This window comes from Novosphingobium sp. KA1, assembly GCF_017309955.1.
In the GTDB taxonomy this organism is placed as follows: domain Bacteria; phylum Pseudomonadota; class Alphaproteobacteria; order Sphingomonadales; family Sphingomonadaceae; genus Novosphingobium.
In genome coordinates this window covers 619,794-635,083 of record NZ_CP021247.1, presented here as the reverse complement: position 1 = coordinate 635,083, position 15,290 = coordinate 619,794, and the positions used below count along the sequence as shown (strand labels likewise).

The 15,290-nt window shown below is 67.0% G+C and carries 15 protein-coding genes; 10 read left to right on the top strand and 5 right to left on the bottom strand.

What is annotated here, in order from left to right; translation table 11 throughout:
- Positions 1-165 precede the first annotated feature (165 nt).
- Positions 166-1,212: a mannose-1-phosphate guanylyltransferase gene (locus CA833_RS03160; protein WP_142632314.1), complete on the top strand. Its 1,047-nt coding sequence runs from the start codon at positions 166-168 to the stop codon at positions 1,210-1,212.
- 135 nt (positions 1,213-1,347) lie between these two features.
- On the top strand, positions 1,348-2,094 hold the full coding sequence (locus tag CA833_RS03155) for an HAD-IIB family hydrolase (protein ID WP_142632315.1): 747 nt from the start codon (positions 1,348-1,350) through the stop codon (positions 2,092-2,094).
- Between the two features lie 37 nt (positions 2,095-2,131).
- Here the strand turns inward: CA833_RS03155 and CA833_RS03150 are convergent, their stop codons facing one another.
- Complete coding sequence (locus CA833_RS03150) at positions 2,132-2,833, bottom strand: murein L,D-transpeptidase catalytic domain family protein (RefSeq protein ID WP_207079220.1); 702 nt, start codon at positions 2,831-2,833, stop codon at positions 2,132-2,134.
- A 104-nt stretch (positions 2,834-2,937) separates the two neighbouring features.
- Here CA833_RS03150 and CA833_RS03145 point away from each other — a divergent pair, with 104 nt between their 5' ends.
- The 5 genes from CA833_RS03145 to CA833_RS03125 all read left to right on the top strand — a co-directional run bounded on the left by CA833_RS03145 (position 2,938) and on the right by CA833_RS03125 (position 5,711).
- Positions 2,938-3,393, top strand: a complete 456-nt coding sequence (locus CA833_RS03145; RefSeq protein ID WP_207079219.1) for an XRE family transcriptional regulator — start codon at positions 2,938-2,940, stop codon at positions 3,391-3,393.
- Between the two features lie 71 nt (positions 3,394-3,464).
- Positions 3,465-4,022 carry a hypothetical protein gene (locus CA833_RS03140; protein ID WP_207079218.1) on the top strand — a complete coding sequence of 186 codons (558 nt, stop codon included), beginning with the start codon at positions 3,465-3,467 and terminating at the stop codon, positions 4,020-4,022.
- Between the two features lie 87 nt (positions 4,023-4,109).
- The gene (locus CA833_RS03135; protein WP_142632319.1) at positions 4,110-4,568 is read left to right on the top strand and encodes a Dps family protein; all 459 of its coding nucleotides are present in this window, start codon (positions 4,110-4,112) and stop codon (positions 4,566-4,568) included.
- 52 nt (positions 4,569-4,620) lie between these two features.
- On the top strand, positions 4,621-5,241 hold the full coding sequence (locus CA833_RS03130; protein ID WP_207079217.1) for a 6-phosphogluconolactonase: 621 nt from the start codon (positions 4,621-4,623) through the stop codon (positions 5,239-5,241).
- A 101-nt stretch (positions 5,242-5,342) separates the two neighbouring features.
- Entirely contained in the window at positions 5,343-5,711 is a 369-nt protein-coding gene (locus CA833_RS03125; RefSeq protein ID WP_242526241.1) for an NUDIX domain-containing protein, read from the top strand.
- A 20-nt stretch (positions 5,712-5,731) separates the two neighbouring features.
- Here CA833_RS03125 and dinB read toward each other — a convergent pair whose 3' ends face one another.
- The 4 genes from dinB to hflK form a co-directional block, all read right to left on the bottom strand.
- Positions 5,732-6,847 (bottom strand): DNA polymerase IV, encoded by a 1,116-nt coding sequence (gene dinB, locus CA833_RS03120; RefSeq protein WP_207079216.1) that lies wholly within the window; start codon positions 6,845-6,847, stop codon positions 5,732-5,734.
- Positions 6,848-6,941: 94 nt separating this feature from the next.
- Positions 6,942-8,486: a Do family serine endopeptidase gene (locus tag CA833_RS03115; protein ID WP_207079924.1), complete on the bottom strand. Its 1,545-nt coding sequence runs from the start codon at positions 8,484-8,486 to the stop codon at positions 6,942-6,944.
- A gap of 174 nt (positions 8,487-8,660) precedes the next feature.
- Positions 8,661-9,500 (bottom strand): protease modulator HflC, encoded by an 840-nt coding sequence (gene hflC, locus CA833_RS03110; protein ID WP_142632323.1) that lies wholly within the window; start codon positions 9,498-9,500, stop codon positions 8,661-8,663.
- The gene (hflK, locus tag CA833_RS03105; protein WP_207079215.1) at positions 9,500-10,729 is read right to left on the bottom strand and encodes a protease modulator HflK; all 1,230 of its coding nucleotides are present in this window, start codon (positions 10,727-10,729) and stop codon (positions 9,500-9,502) included. The genes hflC and hflK overlap by 1 nt, the downstream gene beginning before the upstream one ends.
- 229 nt (positions 10,730-10,958) lie before the next feature.
- Between hflK and CA833_RS03100 the strand changes: the two genes are divergently transcribed.
- From CA833_RS03100 to hemH, 3 genes are read left to right on the top strand one after another with little or no spacing between them, the layout of a single operon-like run.
- A complete protein-coding gene (locus CA833_RS03100) occupies positions 10,959-11,957 on the top strand; it encodes an Mrp/NBP35 family ATP-binding protein (protein WP_207079214.1) in 999 nt (332 codons plus the stop codon).
- The gene (locus CA833_RS03095; protein WP_207079213.1) at positions 11,957-14,239 is read left to right on the top strand and encodes a xanthine dehydrogenase family protein molybdopterin-binding subunit; all 2,283 of its coding nucleotides are present in this window, start codon (positions 11,957-11,959) and stop codon (positions 14,237-14,239) included. Before CA833_RS03100 ends, CA833_RS03095 begins: the two co-directional genes overlap by 1 nt.
- Entirely contained in the window at positions 14,239-15,246 is a 1,008-nt protein-coding gene (gene hemH, locus CA833_RS03090) for a ferrochelatase (protein ID WP_207079212.1), read from the top strand. The genes CA833_RS03095 and hemH overlap by 1 nt, the downstream gene beginning before the upstream one ends.
- Positions 15,247-15,290 lie beyond the last annotated feature (44 nt).

Sequence of the window (15,290 nt, the reverse complement as noted above, 5' to 3'; positions counted from 1 at the left end):
AAGGCAGTGCATCCGCAAGCAACGCGTTGAACAGGAATATGTTCCGTTTACATCTGCGTGCGGCGAGTGGAGGCCGTGATGCCAATTCGCGATTGCAACATGAAGTCGAACGGCTATCAACGGTGCTGCTTCACAGTATCCATTTAATCGAGTTTCTGACATTTCATGCCTCAGATAGTCCCGGTCATTCTCTGTGGCGGCAGTGGCACGCGGCTCTGGCCGCGCAGCCGTGCGGCCATGCCCAAGCCGTTCCTGCCGCTGGTTGGTGATACCACGCTGTTCGAGGCGAGCCTTGCGCGCTGCCCGGCGGACCTTGGTTTTTCGGCGCCGGTGGTGGTGACGGGGACCAGGCATCTCGATCACGTCGAGGCGCAGCTTTCGGGTGCCCCCGGCGCCACGGTGATCGTCGAGCCGGCCGCGCGCAACACGGCCGCCGCCATTGCGCTGGCTGCCTGCCGCCTGCCGGACGATGCGGTGATGCTGGTCTGCCCGAGCGACCACCACATCGGCCGCCCCGACGTTTTTGCCGAGGCTGCCGGCGCTGCCGCGGCGCTGGCGAGCGAGGGCTGGCTGGTGTCCTTCGGCATCGAGGCCACCGCGCCCGAGACCGGCTTCGGCTATCTCAAGCGCGGCGAGGCCATCGCCGGCACGCCGGGTTATCGCACCGCCCAGTTCGTCGAGAAGCCGGACCTTGAGCGGGCGAAGGGCTTCCTGGCCGATGGCGGTTATGCCTGGAACGGCGGCATCTTTGCCTTCCGTGTGGGCGACTTCATGGCCGAGCTTTCTGCCCATCGCCCCGAAATTGCCGCCAAGGTGCGCGAGGCGGTCGAGAAGGGGGTGGCCGACGGCCATCGCTTCCACCCCGATGCGGCGACTTTTGCCGCAGTGCCGAGCGATTCGGTGGACTATGCGGTGATGGAAAACACCAGCCGCGCGGCGATGGTGCCGGCCGACATGGACTGGTCCGACATCGGCAACTGGCAGGCGCTGCACGATGCGCTCGAACGCGACGAGAGCGGCAATTCGGTGCGCGGCAGCGGCGAGGCGGAACTGGTCGATTGCCGCAATGTGCTGGTCGACAGCGACGGGCCGCGCGTCTCGGTGATCGGGCTCGACAACGTCATTGTCGTGGTGGACGGCAACGAGGTGCTGGTCACCACGGCCGAAGGCGTGCAGAAGGTCGGAAAGCTGAACGGGGCCGTAAATCAGTAAGGCGCTGTCTTGTCCCCGGATTGCCATGTTTCCAGTCCAGTTTCGGATCGGAATCGGCCTTGGGGGATTTCCAATTCGCGCGGTCGATGGCAGGGGCGCGCACCAAGTTGCACCTACTCGCAGGGAATTGCCGGAATGAAGAAACTCGTTGCCTTCGATCTCGACGGTACGCTGGCCAAGAGCAAGCAGCCGCTTACCGATGAGATGGCCGAGGCGATGGCCCGGCTGCTCACGGTGGCCGATGTCGCGGTGATCTCGGGAGGGGACTGGCCACAGTTCGACAAGCAGGTGGCCAGCCGCCTGCCCGCCCATGCCGATCTCTCGCGCCTGTGGCTGATGCCGACCAGCGGTGCCAAGCTCTACCTGCACGGTGAAGGCGGCTGGAATGCGGTCTATGCTGAACTGTTCAGCGATGCGCAGAAGCGCGAGATTCTGGACGCCTTTGACGCCGCGCTCGCGGCGACCGGTTTCACGCCCGAGGAAACCTGGGGTGAGCGGATCGAGGATCGCGGCAGTCAGATCACGTTTTCGGCACTGGGCCAGGAAGCCCCGCTCGAGGCCAAGGAAGTCTGGGATCCGGACTTTGCCAAGCGCAAGGTGATCCAGGCCGACCTGATGAAGCGGTTGCCCGGCGTTTCGGTCAATCTCGGCGGCGCGACTTCTGTCGATGTCACCCAGCCGGGGGTCGACAAGGCCTGGGGCCTGCAGCGCCTGTCCGAGCGCGGCAATTTTGCGCACGCAGAGATGCTGTTCATCGGTGACGCCATCTTCCCGGGCGGCAACGACTATCCGGCCAAGGCCATGGGGCTCGACACGATCTGCGTGCGCGATCCCGCTGATACGCTCAACGTGATCGATGCTATCGTCGTGTGCCAGAAGTGATCGAGGGAAAGGGGCCGGGAAACCGGCCCCTTTCGTTTCAGGCGACCTTGGCCGCGTAGATCAGGCGGCCCGAGCCGAGATGATCGAAGGCGCGGTTAAGCAGGCTGTCGCCCACCGCGAGGCAGCCCTGGCTGCGGCCGAGCTTGCCGTGCACCGCGATCATCGAGGGCTCGGCGTACCAGGCGCCGTGAATGACGATGGCGCGGTCGAGCGCGTTGTTGTTGGTCGCGTCCAGTCCGATCAGGCGCTGCGATCGGCCGTGGCGCCCGAAGTAGTAGTCCGAGGTCAGGTAGGCACCTTCGCTGGTGGCGTTGGAACCAGGACTGTTCGAGAAGCGTTGAAGCCATCCGGTGTGATTCGGATCCGAGCCGCTGCCGTGGGCGACATGCAGCGTCGAAGTCGTCCCGCCGACAAGGTCGACAAGATGGAGGCGCGGGTCCGATGACGAGGCCGAGAAGTCGACAATGCCGATTCGGTCCCGCATGACCCGGCCGCCGTGCTTGTCGAGCGCGGCCATGGCCGCGTCGAACAGCGCAGGGGCAACGCCCGCGCGGACGGCGGGCATGGCCGGCAGCACGGCGGATCCGCCGGCAATCGCGCCGGGCAGGGGAGCCCGCGGCAGATCGGGCAGCACGCCGCCCACGCCGAAGGGCGAGGAGGAAATCGCGCTGGCCGCAGTGGTGGAACTCGCCGCGAACGCCGTCGCGGCAACGATGAAGTTACGTCGGCTGAAATTCATATCCTCGCCCCATTAGGACAAATCAGTCGACAAGGTCTTGGGGAGAATCGCATGAATCGTCACAACGTGCTGAATTCGCGTTCATCGCCACGAAAGCTTTGCGCATGACAGCCAACCGAACCGGCGCTCCGACCAGTGAAGAATACCGCAAGGCGGTCTCCGCGATCCTTCGGCAGCTGCAAAAGAGCCTGAGTTTCAATGACCGGCAACTGGCCGAGCGGCTGGGTTGCTCCGCCGGCACGATCCGTAACGCCAAGACCGAGGCCACCAGCCTCGACCCGTTGCTGCTGCTGACGATCGAGCGCCAGTTCGGCCCCGGTGCGATCGATCGCTGTCTCCATCTGGCACAGTCGCGCGCGGTCGGCCTGCCCGAGCGCATGACCGGGGTGGATCCGATTTTGGCGCTTGTCGAAGCGCTGCACCGGCTGGTCGAGGCTCAGGCGGTGGACAGCGAGGGCGGCAAGCGGATCACCCGGCACGAACTGAGCAAGATCCTGCCGGAACTGAGGCAGGGCCGGGCGGCGCTCGATGCCTTGATCTCCCGCGCCGACAGCAAGTGAGCATGAGGGGCGACAGCATCGCGGGGTTCGCCTAAAGTGCTGCCCTCTCATGGGATTTTGGCGCGGGGTCGATGTCTGCCTTTTACCTGACGTGGATTGCGGTTCTGCTCGCGGGTTTCGGTTCCCGCGATCAGGCGACCGTGGCGGGGCTGGTCCGGCGGCAGGGGCCGAGGCCCGGCGTCCTGCTGGTCGCGCAGGCCTGCGCGGTGGTGACCGCCGGGCTGGCAGGCTGGGCGGCAAGCCTGCTGCTGGCTACGCTGCCGCCGCCGGCGCGGGCGATCTTTGCCGGTCTGGCGTTGGCGCTGGCCGGCGGGGAACTCTTGCTGCTGGTGCCCCGGCGCAGCCCGAGGGAGCCGACCAATTCGCTCGGCGCACTGATGCTTGTGCTTTTTGCGCAGGAACTGACCGACGCCGCGCGGTTTCTGATCCTGGGGCTCGGCGTCGGGCTGGCCGGTCCCGCTGCCGCTGCGGCGGGCGGCGCGCTGGGCGGCGGGGTTCTTGCCGGGCTGGCCTGGGGCGCGCCGCAAGTGCTGGAGTGGCGCATGGTGCGCTGGGCCCGCCGCGTGTTCGGCGGAGGGCTGTTGCTTGCCGCGATCATACTGTTTCTTCGGGAATTCTCACTTGTGTGATCGAAAATTCGCACGTGAACCGGACTTCAATTCAAGCGTTCACCTATCTAGAAACTTCCACGACGGACCAATCGAGGGAAACAAGGCATGACTTCCAAGGACAATTCGAAAGCCGCGTTGATCGACAGCCTCAATGGGCTGCTGGCCGATACTTTTGCGCTCTACGTGAAGACCAAGAATTTCCATTGGCACGTCCGGGGGCCGCAGTTCCACGATCTGCACTTGCTGTTCGATGCGCAGGCCACCGAGATCTTCGGTCTGACCGACCTGATCGCCGAGCGCGTGCGCAAGCTGGGCGGCAAGACGCTGACCTCTATCGGTTCGATCGGCGCCAAGACCACGATCAAGGATGAGGATGACACCTCGCTGGACGCGGCGGCCATGGTCAAGGCCCTGTTCGAGGACAACACCGCCTATGTCGCCACGCTGAAGGCGACCAAGGAACTGGCGGGCGAAGCGGGCGACAATGCCACTGACGGCATCATCGACGATTGGACCGACCAGGCCGAACAGCGCGCCTGGTTCCTGCGCGAAATCATCGCCTGATCCATTGCTTGAGACTGGCAACGGACATGGGGGGAGTGCTATTGCTCCCTCCATGCCCAAGCTAGAAATCATCGAAAACGCCGACAATGCGGCGATCGCCCAGTGGTTCGCCGAGCGTCTGAAGGCCGCACTCGCCACCAGCGCGGACGATATCGCGATCACCGTTCCCGGTGGTTCGACCCCGTTTCCGATCTTCGATATCCTCGCGCAGGAGGATCTGCCCTGGCACCGCATCGCGGTCTGGCCGGGCGACGATCGCATCGTCGAGGAAGATCACCCCGCCAGCAACGTCGGCAAGATCCGGGCCCGTCTCGAACCGGTGGGCGCGCGTATCGTCCCGCTCACCGAAGATGCCCGTCCTCCCCATTTCGCGATCGCCTGGCTGGGCATGGGCGGTGATGGCCATATCGCCTCGCTGTTTCCGAACACCAACCCGCAGCCCGGCGATCCCCATCCGGTGCGGCATCTCACTCCCGATCCGCTGCCGCCCGAGGCGCCGTTCGACCGTCTCAGCCTGACCATTCCGGCGCTGACCGACAGCGACGAGATCGTTTTCGTGATCCGCGGCGACGACAAGCGCGCGATCTTCGAGGCGGCGGTGAAGGGTGAGCATGATCTTCCCGTCGCCCGCCTGCTGGCGGCGGCGCGGCACAAGGTCACCTGCTTCTGCTGAGCCTGTTGCCGGCACGGTGGCATCGCGCACTGTACCGCCTTGCCCACCGGGTCAGGGTCACGGTCTGGCGGTTCCGGCGCTCGCGGCTCGAAGGCGTCCAAGTGCTGGCACTCGATGGGCAGGACCGGGTGCTGCTGCTGCGCCATTCCTACGGGTCGGGCAAGTGGATGGCGCCGGGCGGCGGCCTCAACCGGGGTGAGGACCCGCTTGCGGCGGGCCTGCGCGAATTTGCCGAAGAGACCGGCTGCGAACTGACGCAGGCGCGCCTGCTGCAATTCGTCGAGGAAGATCTCCACGGTGCCTGCAACCGCGTGAACATCGTTGCCGGGCGATTTTCGGGGCAGCCCAGGGCCGATGGGCGGGAGATCGTCGAGGTCGGAGTGTTTCCGCTGGACGGCTTGCCCGAATGGATGCCGCAGGGGCGCGCCGGGAAGATTGCCGAGTGGGCGGGATGGTTCCTCGCGCTTTGACCTTGCGGCTGGAGGATCGCCTATAGCAGCGAAAGCTGGCCGTCCTTCGGCTGGCTTTGCTCATCCTCGCCGCGTTCGAGAGCGGAGAGTGTCAGGCCCATCAGCCGGATCGGCTGCGGCAGGGGCTGGAGATCGTTGAGCAGGGCATGCCCGATCGCCGAGAATTCGGCCTTGCCGGTCACGAAATGGTGCAGCGAGCGGGCGCGGGTGATCGTCGTGAAATCCGCATAGCGCAGTTTCAGGGTAACGGTGCGACCGCGCGCGCCGGAGCGGTCGATGCGTCCCCAGACGATCTCGACGATCTCGTCCATCGTCGTGCGCAGGGCATCGGTCCCGGCAATGTCGTCGAAGAAGGTGCGCTCGCCGCCGACCGACTTGCGCGGACGGTCGGCGCGTACTTGCCTGAGGTCGACGCCGCGTGCCGCGCGGAACAGATACTCGGCGAAGCTGCCGAAGTGGGAGCGCAGGAAAGCAAGGTCTTTCGCTGCAAGGTCGGCGCCGGTCTCGATGCCGAGGCGCGCCATCTTTTCCGCGCCGCGCGGGCCGACGCCGTGGAAGCGGCGCACCGGCAGTCCGGCCACGAACCGGGCGCCCTCTCCGGGGCGGATCACGCAGAGGCCATCGGGCTTGTTCTGGTCGCTGGCGAGCTTGGCGAGAAACTTGTTGTAGGACACCCCGGCACTGGCGGTGAGGGCGGTTTCGGCCTTGATCCGGTTGCGGATCTGCTCGGCGATGCGGGTGGCGGAGCCAATGCCCTTGAGGTCGGCGGTAACGTCGAGATACGCCTCGTCCAGCGAGAGCGGTTCGACGTGAGGGGTGTAATCGAGAAAGATGGCGCGGATCTGGTCGCTGACTTGCCGGTAGACGTCGAACCGGGGTTTACGGAAGATCAGGTCTGGGCAGAGCCGGGCCGCCGTTACCGAGGGCATGGCAGACCGCACCCCGAAGCGCCGTGCCTCGTAGCTGGCCGCCGCGACGACACCGCGCTTGGAGGAACCGCCGACCGCGACCGGCTTTCCGCGCAGCGAGGGGTCGTCGCGCTGCTCGACGCTGGCGAAGAAGGCGTCCATGTCGATGTGGATCACCTTGCGCAGGCCGTCGGCTTCGTCCTCGCGGTTATGATCGGCCGATGACATGGGCGGGCTTATAGCGATGCGCCCGGCAGTCTCCACATGCGAAAACGCCCGCCGGGAGACCGGCGGGCGTTTCGTCGAGCGCAGATGGCCGCGATCAGCGCAGGCGCACCGGCACGAAAGCCGGCGACTGGCCGCGCGGCTGGACGCGCAGCAGGATCGCAGGCCGATTGTCGGCCTTGGCCGCCTTGATCACGTTTTCAAGATCCGCCTTGGTCGTAACCGGCTGGTTATTGGCCGAGAGGATGATGAAGCCGCGGGCAAAGCCCTTCTGGCCGGCATCCGAGCTGGGATCGACCGAGACGATGACCAAGCCCTTGGTACCTTCCGCAGCGCCCAGCTGCCGGGCGATCTGCGGAGTGAGGGTGGTCACGGAGAGGCCGGTGGCCTTCTCGATCACGCCCTGGGTCTGCTGGGCCGGCGGGTTGTTGTAGGCGTCGGTATCGGAATCGCCGTCGCCGCTGCTGTCGAAGCTCTGGGCGAGATCGTCCTCGGTCGGGCGCTGGTCGACCGTCGCGGTCACCGTCATGCGGCGGCCATTGCGGATCAGTTCGACCGGGATCTTCGTGCCGGGCGCGGTATTGGCGACGAGGTAGGAGAGGCTCTGGTCGCGCGTCACTTCCTTGCCGCCGACCTTCACCACCACGTCGCCGGCCTGGATGCCGGCCTTGGCGGCGGCGCCTTCCGGTACCACGCTCTGGATGAACTCGCCCTTGTTGTGTTCAAGACCCATCGAATCGGCAAGATCCTCGTTGAGCGCCTGGATCTGCACACCGAGGTAGCCGCGCTGGATCTTCTCGCCCTTGATGAGCTTGTCGACGATGGGCGAGGCGATCTCGGCGGGAATCGCGAAGCCGATGCCGACGCTGCCGCCGGTCGGCGAGAAGATCGCGTTGTTGATACCGATCACCTGCCCGTTCATGTCGAACATCGGGCCGCCGGAGTTGCCGCGGTTGATCGAGGCATCGGTCTGGAGATAGCGGTCGTAGGCGCCGCCGGCGCCGGTGTTGCGGTAGACCGCCGAGACGATGCCCGCGGTGACCGTGCCGCCAAGGCCGAAGGGGTTGCCGATGGCGACCACCCAGTCACCCACGCGCGCCTTCGAACTGTCGCCGAACTTGACGAAGGGCAGCGGTTTGGGGGCGGTGATCTTGAGTACCGCGAGGTCCGAGGCGGCGTCCTTGCCCACCAGCTTGGCGGGCATCTCGGTGCCGTCGGGCATGATGACGGTGATCGATTCGACCTCGCCCTTGCCCTCTGCGGTGATCACGTGGTTGTTGGTGACGATGTAGCCGTCGGCCGAGACGATGAAGCCCGAGCCGAGCGACTGGGCCTCGCGGGTCTGCGGAGCGGAACTGCCGCCGCCGCCGAACAGGCCTTCGAACGGCGTTCCGGCAAAGGGATTGGCGCCGCCGCTGCCTTGTACCTGGACGCGCTGGCGGGTCGAGATGTTGACCACTGCGGGGGCCAGTTGCGCCGTCAGGTCGGCAAAGCTGGCCGGAGCGCCCGCGCGGGGCACCACGTGGGCCATCTGGCTGGCTTCGTTCTGGGCAACTTGCGCCCCGGCGGGATAGCCGGTGAGCAGAGTGGCGGTCGCGCCTCCGAGCAGGAGCGCTGTGGTCAGTCCATAAGCGTATCGCACGGGCTTCACGTCCTTTGATTCCTCCGTCCTGACAGTGCAGGGTCACAACCTGTCGTCGCCTGCCCGATTGACGCTGGATCAGCTTAACCGGGTTTGAATGGTGGTACTTGTGCCGGGCCGGGGCCTTGCGGCGATGCCCCGATCATGGCTTGGCAATGGATCGATCGGGAGCGCTTATGGTTCCCGGAAATGCTGAAGATAGGCGTTGTCAGGCGAAAGCAGAAGCGTCTTGCCCGTGTCGCCCTTGGCGAAGGACACGGAATAGCTCTGCATCGCGCGGTAGAAGTCGTAGAACTTGGGGTCCTTGCCGAAAGCATCGGCATAGATGCGGGCGGCCTGGGCCTGGGCATCGGCGCTGATGATCTGCGCGTCCTTCTGGCCCTGTGCCTTGATCGTCTTGGCTTCTTCCTCGCGCGCGGCCTGCATGCGGGTGAAGGCGCTTTCCAGCGCGCTTTCGGGAAGATCGGCGCGCTTGATCCGCACGTCCACGACTTGCGCGCCGTACTGCCGGGCCTCGCGGTCGAGGCCGTCGCGGATATGGGCCATGGCCTCGCCGCGCTCCGCCGTCAGCAGCGACTGGAACGTGCGCTTGCCGAGTTCCTGGCGCAGCACCGAGGAGAGGATCGATTGTAGCTGGTCGGTCACGCCCTGCGCGGTTCGCGCGGTCTGCACCACCTTGATCGGATCGACGATGCGGAAACGGGCGAAGGCATCGACATTGAGGCGCAGCTTGTCGGTCGAGAGGACTTGCTCCTGCTCCATGTCCACCGAGAGCAGCCGCTTGTCGATGTGGATCGCGCGCTCGTAGAGCGGGATCCGCCAGTGGATGCCGGCATCGGTAGAACCATAGGGCGCGCCGGGAACATAGGCGTTGTAGACCCGCTCGGGGCTGCCCGAACGCAGGATCACCACCTGCTCGGTTTCCGGCACGACGATCACGCTGGAAAGGCCGACGACGGCCGCGGTGCCCAGGGCTACCCAGGCAGGCATGTACTTGCGCAAGATATCGCTCATCACTGGCCTCCCTGGGTGCTTGCCTGAGTAGCCGCCTGAGTGCTGGACGAGGGCGAGGCGGTCACCGTGATGTCTCCGGACGGCTGCTCGGCCCGGCGCTTGAGGTCGGGCAAGGGGAGGTACGTGTTCATGTTCTTCGGTTCGGCGACGACGGTGTCGTTCTGCGAGATCACGCGTTCCATCGTCTCGTAATACATGCGCCGCTTGGTGACTTCGGGCGCGAGCTTGTATTCCTCGTAGACCTTGTCGAACTGGGCGGCATCGCCTTGCGCGCGGGCGAGCACCTGCTGGGCGCCCGCGCGTGCATTCGAACGGTCACGATCGGCGTCCTGCCGGGCGACGTTGACATTGTCGAAGGCGGCGCGGGTCTTTGATGGCGGATCGGCCTTCTTGATTTCGACGCCCTGGATGGCGACACCGACGCGGTAGGCATCGAGAATGCGCTGTGTGCGTTCGCGCACGTCCTGTTCCACCCGCGCGCGCCCGGCGCCGGAAAGCGCATCGTTGAGCGAGATCTGCCCGATCGAGGCACGCATCGCGGCTTCGGCGACTTCGCGCACCGTGCCCTTGGGGTCGGTGAGGCGGTAGGAATAGTCGGTCAGGTTCTTGATGTTCCAGCGCACCTGATAGCTGAGGTCGACCAGGTTCTGGTCGCCGGTCAGCATCAGCTTCTCGCCGTCGCCATCGGGAATGGTGTCGACCGAGAAGGTGCCGACATCGGTCACTTCGACCTGCTCGATCGGCCAGGGCAAGGTGAGCGAGAAACCGTCATCGATCACGCGCGAGAAATGACCGAGGCGGGTGACGATGCCCTTTTCCGACGGGCCGAGCACGTGCACGCAGGATGCCCCGAGCATCGCCACGACCGCCACCGCGATGCCGATGGGCAGCCACGAGCGACCGTCGGCGCGGCGCGGCAGGTTGGGGAAGCCGCCGGGGCCGTTGCCCGGGCCGCCGCCCCGGCGCGGGTCGCGGGCACGGAAGATGTCCTCGATGCCGGCCGCGCGGCGCGGCGGTGTGCCGCTGCTGGGCAGCCAGGGATTGCGGGGACCACGCGGTTCGCCGGGCGTTTCCTTGCCAGAAGACGGCTCGCGGTCCGGGGCGGGACGATCGGGCTTGTCGGTGCCGTCGCCGGATGCTTCTTCGGGCCGGGACCCGTTCTCTTCGCCGTCATCATTGCCGTCGCCGTTGCCGCCGTCCGAACCCCAGGGGCTCTTGCGGCCGGTCATCGCCAGAATGTCCATCGTCCGTGCTTCACCTGAAGGGGCGTCGTGTGCTGGGCCGGAGCCGGCGCGAGAGATTGCGTCACCGAATGCTGTCATGCGGCTATCTATAGGAACCCTTTTTCGTCAAAAACAGTGCCTCTCTTGCCCTTTTTCCTCGACTGCGCCACCTGAGCGGACATTACGCCAGCCAAGGGCCGCCTGTTTGCGGCCGGATCAATCCTGCAAGGACCTCATGAACAGCCTCGATGCCGACCGCCTCAAGTCCCTCTTGCCCGCGGCATTGGCGGACCGGGTGCGGTCCCTGCGCCTGTCCGAAGAACGGGTCACGCTGGTGGTCGATGCAACCGGCCTCGAGGTGCAGGAGCGTCCGGCGCTGGAGGCACAGCTGCGCGCCGCGCTGACGGGTGCGGACGGCGTTGCGCAAGTCCACGTGGCGATCATGGCGGACAAGGTGCAGCCGGTTATCCTCGCGGTGGGATCGGGCAAGGGCGGGGTCGGCAAGTCCACGCTCTCTGCGAACCTCGCGGTTGCGCTGGCACGGCTTGGGCGCAAGGTCGGACTGGTCGATGCCGATATTTCCGGGCCGTCGCAGGCGCGCCTGCTGGGTACCGAGGGGCAGCGCCCGGTCGCCCACGAAAACCGGCTGGTGCCGGTGGCAAGCCGCTGGGGGGTGCCGATGCTGTCGATGGCGCAACTGACCGAGCCTGGGGCCGCGATCGCCTGGCGCGGATCGATGGTGGCGGGTGCGGTCACGCAGTTCCTCGAGGCGCACTGGGACAACGCCGAGATCATCGTTGTCGACCTGCCGCCCGGCACCGGCGACGTGCAACTGACGATGCTGCAGAAGTTCAAGCCGACCGGAGCGGTGATCGTTTCGACCCCGCAAGACCTTGCGCTGATGGACGCGGCGCGCGCGGTGAGCCTGTTCGAGAAGGGCGGCGTGCCGGTGGTCGGCGTGATCGAGAACATGGCCGGTTATGCTTGCCCGCACTGCGGCGAAGTCAGCGATCCCTTCGGGGTCGGCGGCGCCGAGGCGGCGGCCGGCACGATGGGCCTCGATTTCCTCGGGCGCATCCCGCTCGACATCGCGATCCGGCGCGAAAGCGATGCCGGGAACCCGATTGCCGCCGGGGATGGTCCGCAGACGCAGGCCTTCCTGGCGCTGGCGACCCGCGTCAACGACTGGCTGGTCCAGCGTCCGTTGCAGCCCGGCTTGCAGGCGGCGCTTTGATGAAGCTGTCCCGTCGCGGCGTGCTGATCGGCGGGCTCGCGGGCGGCGGGCTGGCAGTCGGTTTCTTGCTGCGACCACGGCGTTTCCCTTTGCCGCTCGAGCCGGACCGCGACGAATATGCCTTTGGGGCCTGGATCAAGATCGCGGCCGACGGGGTGGTGAGCGTGGCGGTGCCGCAAGTCGAGATGGGACAGGGCGTGACCACGCTGCTGCCGCAGATCGTGGCCTGGGAGCTCGGCGCGGACTGGCGGCAGGTCGCGGTCGAGCCGGCGCCGGTCAGCGCGCATTATGCGAACTCCGTGCTGGCGGCAAAGTGGGCGCCGTTCTGGGCACCGCAGTGGCTGCCGGGCGTGCCGAGCCTAGCGGAACAGCCGGACGGCTATCTGGCGCGGCGCTGGGCGCAGGACCACCGCTTCAACGTGACCGCCGATGGCACCGCGCAGGCTGCCTACGAGGCGCCGCTGCGCGCGGCGGCGGCATCGGCGCGGGCCTTGCTGGCGCAGGCTGCAGCGGCGCGCTGGGGCGTCGCGGCGGAAGCTTGCGAGGTGTCGCAAGGGCTGGTCCATCATGCGGGCAAGGTGCTGTCGTTCGGCGCATTGGCGGCCGAGGCGGCGGCGTTTTCACCGCCCGACCCGCCGCCGCTGCGGCCCGACTTCCCGGCCGAGAAGCCCGGCGAATTTCCGCCGGGTGCACCGCTGCGCTATCCTCGCCTTGATCTGCCTTCGAAAGTGGACGGTTCCTGGGTCTTTGCCGGAGACGTGCGCCTGCCCGACATGCTGCGCGCCTCGATCCGCCACGCTCCGCTGGTTGGCGGCACGGGGGCGATGGCGGAAGTCTCGGATGTGGGCGAGGCCGCAGCGAGGTCGCTTCGCGGCTTCCGGCGGTTCGTCAAGGGCGAGGGCTGGATCGCCGCGCTTGCCGATGACTGGTGGAGCGCGGAAACCGCTCTGGTGCGCGCGCAGCCGCGTTACCGGGTGATCGGCGCGCTCGACAGCGATGCGATCGACAATGCCCTCGACGGCGCGATGCGCAGCGGCGAGGCCGAGCGTATCCATCTGGCCGGTGACAGCAAGGCGGTAGACGGCTTGCTGCCGGTGCAGATCCGCTATGAAGTGGCACCCGCCACCCACGCCATGATCGAGACCGCCAGCGCCACCGCGCGCTACGCCGATGGCCGGCTGGAACTGTGGATCGGTACCCAGGCGCCTGAGGCGGCACGGGCGGCGGCGGCACAGGCCATCGGCATCGGCAGCGGCGATGTCGTGCTCTACCCGATGGCGCTGGGTGGCAGTTTCGACCGGCGGCTGGAATGTCTCCATGCGGCCCAGGTGGCTGTGCTGGCGAAGGAGGCGGAGAGACCCGTCCAGCTCACCTGGCCGCGCGGCGAGGAATTTCGTGCCGCTTTCCCGCGCACGCCTGCGGTTGCCGTCATGGCCGCGCGTCCCGATGCCGAAGGCGGAATCGCGGCCTGGCGCGCGCGGGTCGCGGCCCCGGCCAGCGCGTGCGAATTCGGCCGCCGCATGTTCGCGGGCGACAGGCCGGGGGAGGCGATCGCCGCGGTTGCCGGCATGGCTGATCCCCAGGCGCTTGAAGGGGCGGTGCCGCCTTACGCGATCCCGGCCGTCGCGGTCGACCACGCGCCCGCTGCCATCGACCTGCCTACCGCCCGCATGCGTGGCAATGCCCATGGCTATACGGCATTTTTCAACGAGAGTTTTGTCGACGAACTGGCCCACCGCGCGGGCCGCGAACCGCTGTCCTATCGCATGGCGATGCTGGGGCAGGACACCCGCCTGGCGGAGTGCCTTCAGCGCGTGGCCACACTGTCCGAATGGGGCGGCGGCAACGACAACAGCGGGCAGGGCATTGCCTGCCATGGCATCGGCGAGGGGCGCATAGCGCTTGTCGCCAGCGCCCGGCGGGACGAGAACGGCGTGCGGGTCGACCGGCTCAGCGCGGTTGTCGACATCGGCCGGATCGTCAATCTCGACATCGCCCGCCAACAGATCGAGGGCGGTCTGGTTTTCGGGATCGGTCTCGCGCTCGGTTGTGCGCCGCGCTACGTGGGCGGGCGGCCCGACAGCGATCGGCTCGGCGAGATGGCGCTGCCGGTGCTTGCCGATTGTCCGCGGATCGAGGTGGATTTCATCGAAAGCGATGCGGATCCCGCCGATCCGGGTGAACTGGGCGTGGCGGTTGTCGCGCCGGCCATCGCCAATGCCCTCTATTCGGCGACGGGCCTGCGTTTCCGCCGCCTCCCCCTGTTTGCCGAGGAACTGTGATGCGTCCTGTCGACCACCCTGATGCCCGCACCGGACGGATCGGCGTAATGCTGGTCAATCTGGGTACGCCCGATGCGCCGACCGCGCCCGCAGTGCGCCGTTACCTGGCCGAATTCCTGTCCGACCCGCGCGTGGTGGAGATCCCGGCGCTGGTGTGGAAGCCGCTCCTCCACGGCGTGATCCTGCGCACGCGTCCGGCCAAGTCCGCCCATGCCTATGGCCAGGTCTGGACCGAAGCGGGCTCGCCGCTCGCCGCGATCACCGCCGCGCAGGCGCGGGGCCTGCAGGAGCGTCTGGATGGACGCGCCATGGTCGACTGGGCGATGCGCTACGGCAATCCCTCGATCCCGGAGCGCCTTCAGGCGATGAAGGACGCCGGGTGTGACCGTATCCTGATAGCACCGCTCTATCCGCAGTATTCGGGGGCGACGACTGCCTCGGTCTCGGACAAGGTGGGCGAGGCGATGGCGCGGATGCGTTGGCAACCCGCGTTGCGCAGCCTGCCGCCCTATTACGATGATCCCGCACACATCGACGCTCTGGAAGCCGATCTGGCGCGGCAGGTCGAGGCGCTGGCCTTTGTGCCTGAAGTGCTGCTGCTTTCGTTCCATGGCATGCCGCAGCGCACGCTCGATCTTGGTGATCCCTACCATTGCCACTGCCGCAAGACCGCTCGCCTGCTGGCCGGGCGCCTCGCGTCGCGCTTTGCGGACTTGCGTGTCGAAACTGCGTTCCAGTCGCGGTTCGGGCGTGCCAGGTGGCTGGAACCGGCCACCGAGAGCGTGCTGGAATCCGAGGCGAAAGCCGGCACCCGGAGCCTTGCGATTGCTGCGCCGGGCTTTTCGGCAGACTGCGTGGAGACCCTGGAGGAACTGGCGATCCGCGGACGAGAAGTGTTCGAGGCGGCCGGCGGCAAGGACTTCGCGGTACTGTCCTGCCTCAACGATACGGTTGTCGGCATCGACATGCTGGAAACCCTGGTGCGGCGGGAACTGTCGGGCTGGTGACGCGGCCGGGAAGACGTGACTCCGGTAAAGCGCCCCGGATGACA

Bases quoted from the DNA above. Each gene is read 5' to 3' on its own strand.
- CA833_RS03160 (WP_142632314.1), top strand. From the start codon at position 166: ATGCCTCAGATAGTCCCGGTCATTCTCTGTGGCGGCAGTGGCACGCGG.
- CA833_RS03155 (WP_142632315.1), top strand. From the start codon at position 1,348: ATGAAGAAACTCGTTGCCTTCGATCTCGACGGTACGCTGGCCAAGAGC.
- CA833_RS03150 (WP_207079220.1), bottom strand. From the start codon at position 2,833: ATGAATTTCAGCCGACGTAACTTCATCGTTGCCGCGACGGCGTTCGCG.
- CA833_RS03145 (WP_207079219.1), top strand. From the start codon at position 2,938: ATGACAGCCAACCGAACCGGCGCTCCGACCAGTGAAGAATACCGCAAG.
- CA833_RS03140 (WP_207079218.1), top strand. From the start codon at position 3,465: ATGTCTGCCTTTTACCTGACGTGGATTGCGGTTCTGCTCGCGGGTTTC.
- CA833_RS03135 (WP_142632319.1), top strand. From the start codon at position 4,110: ATGACTTCCAAGGACAATTCGAAAGCCGCGTTGATCGACAGCCTCAAT.
- CA833_RS03130 (WP_207079217.1), top strand. From the start codon at position 4,621: ATGCCCAAGCTAGAAATCATCGAAAACGCCGACAATGCGGCGATCGCC.
- dinB (WP_207079216.1), bottom strand. From the start codon at position 6,847: ATGTCATCGGCCGATCATAACCGCGAGGACGAAGCCGACGGCCTGCGC.
- hflC (WP_142632323.1), bottom strand. From the start codon at position 9,500: ATGAGCGATATCTTGCGCAAGTACATGCCTGCCTGGGTAGCCCTGGGC.
- hflK (WP_207079215.1), bottom strand. From the start codon at position 10,729: ATGACCGGCCGCAAGAGCCCCTGGGGTTCGGACGGCGGCAACGGCGAC.
- CA833_RS03100 (WP_207079214.1), top strand. From the start codon at position 10,959: ATGAACAGCCTCGATGCCGACCGCCTCAAGTCCCTCTTGCCCGCGGCA.
- CA833_RS03095 (WP_207079213.1), top strand. From the start codon at position 11,957: ATGAAGCTGTCCCGTCGCGGCGTGCTGATCGGCGGGCTCGCGGGCGGC.
- hemH (WP_207079212.1), top strand. From the start codon at position 14,239: ATGCGTCCTGTCGACCACCCTGATGCCCGCACCGGACGGATCGGCGTA.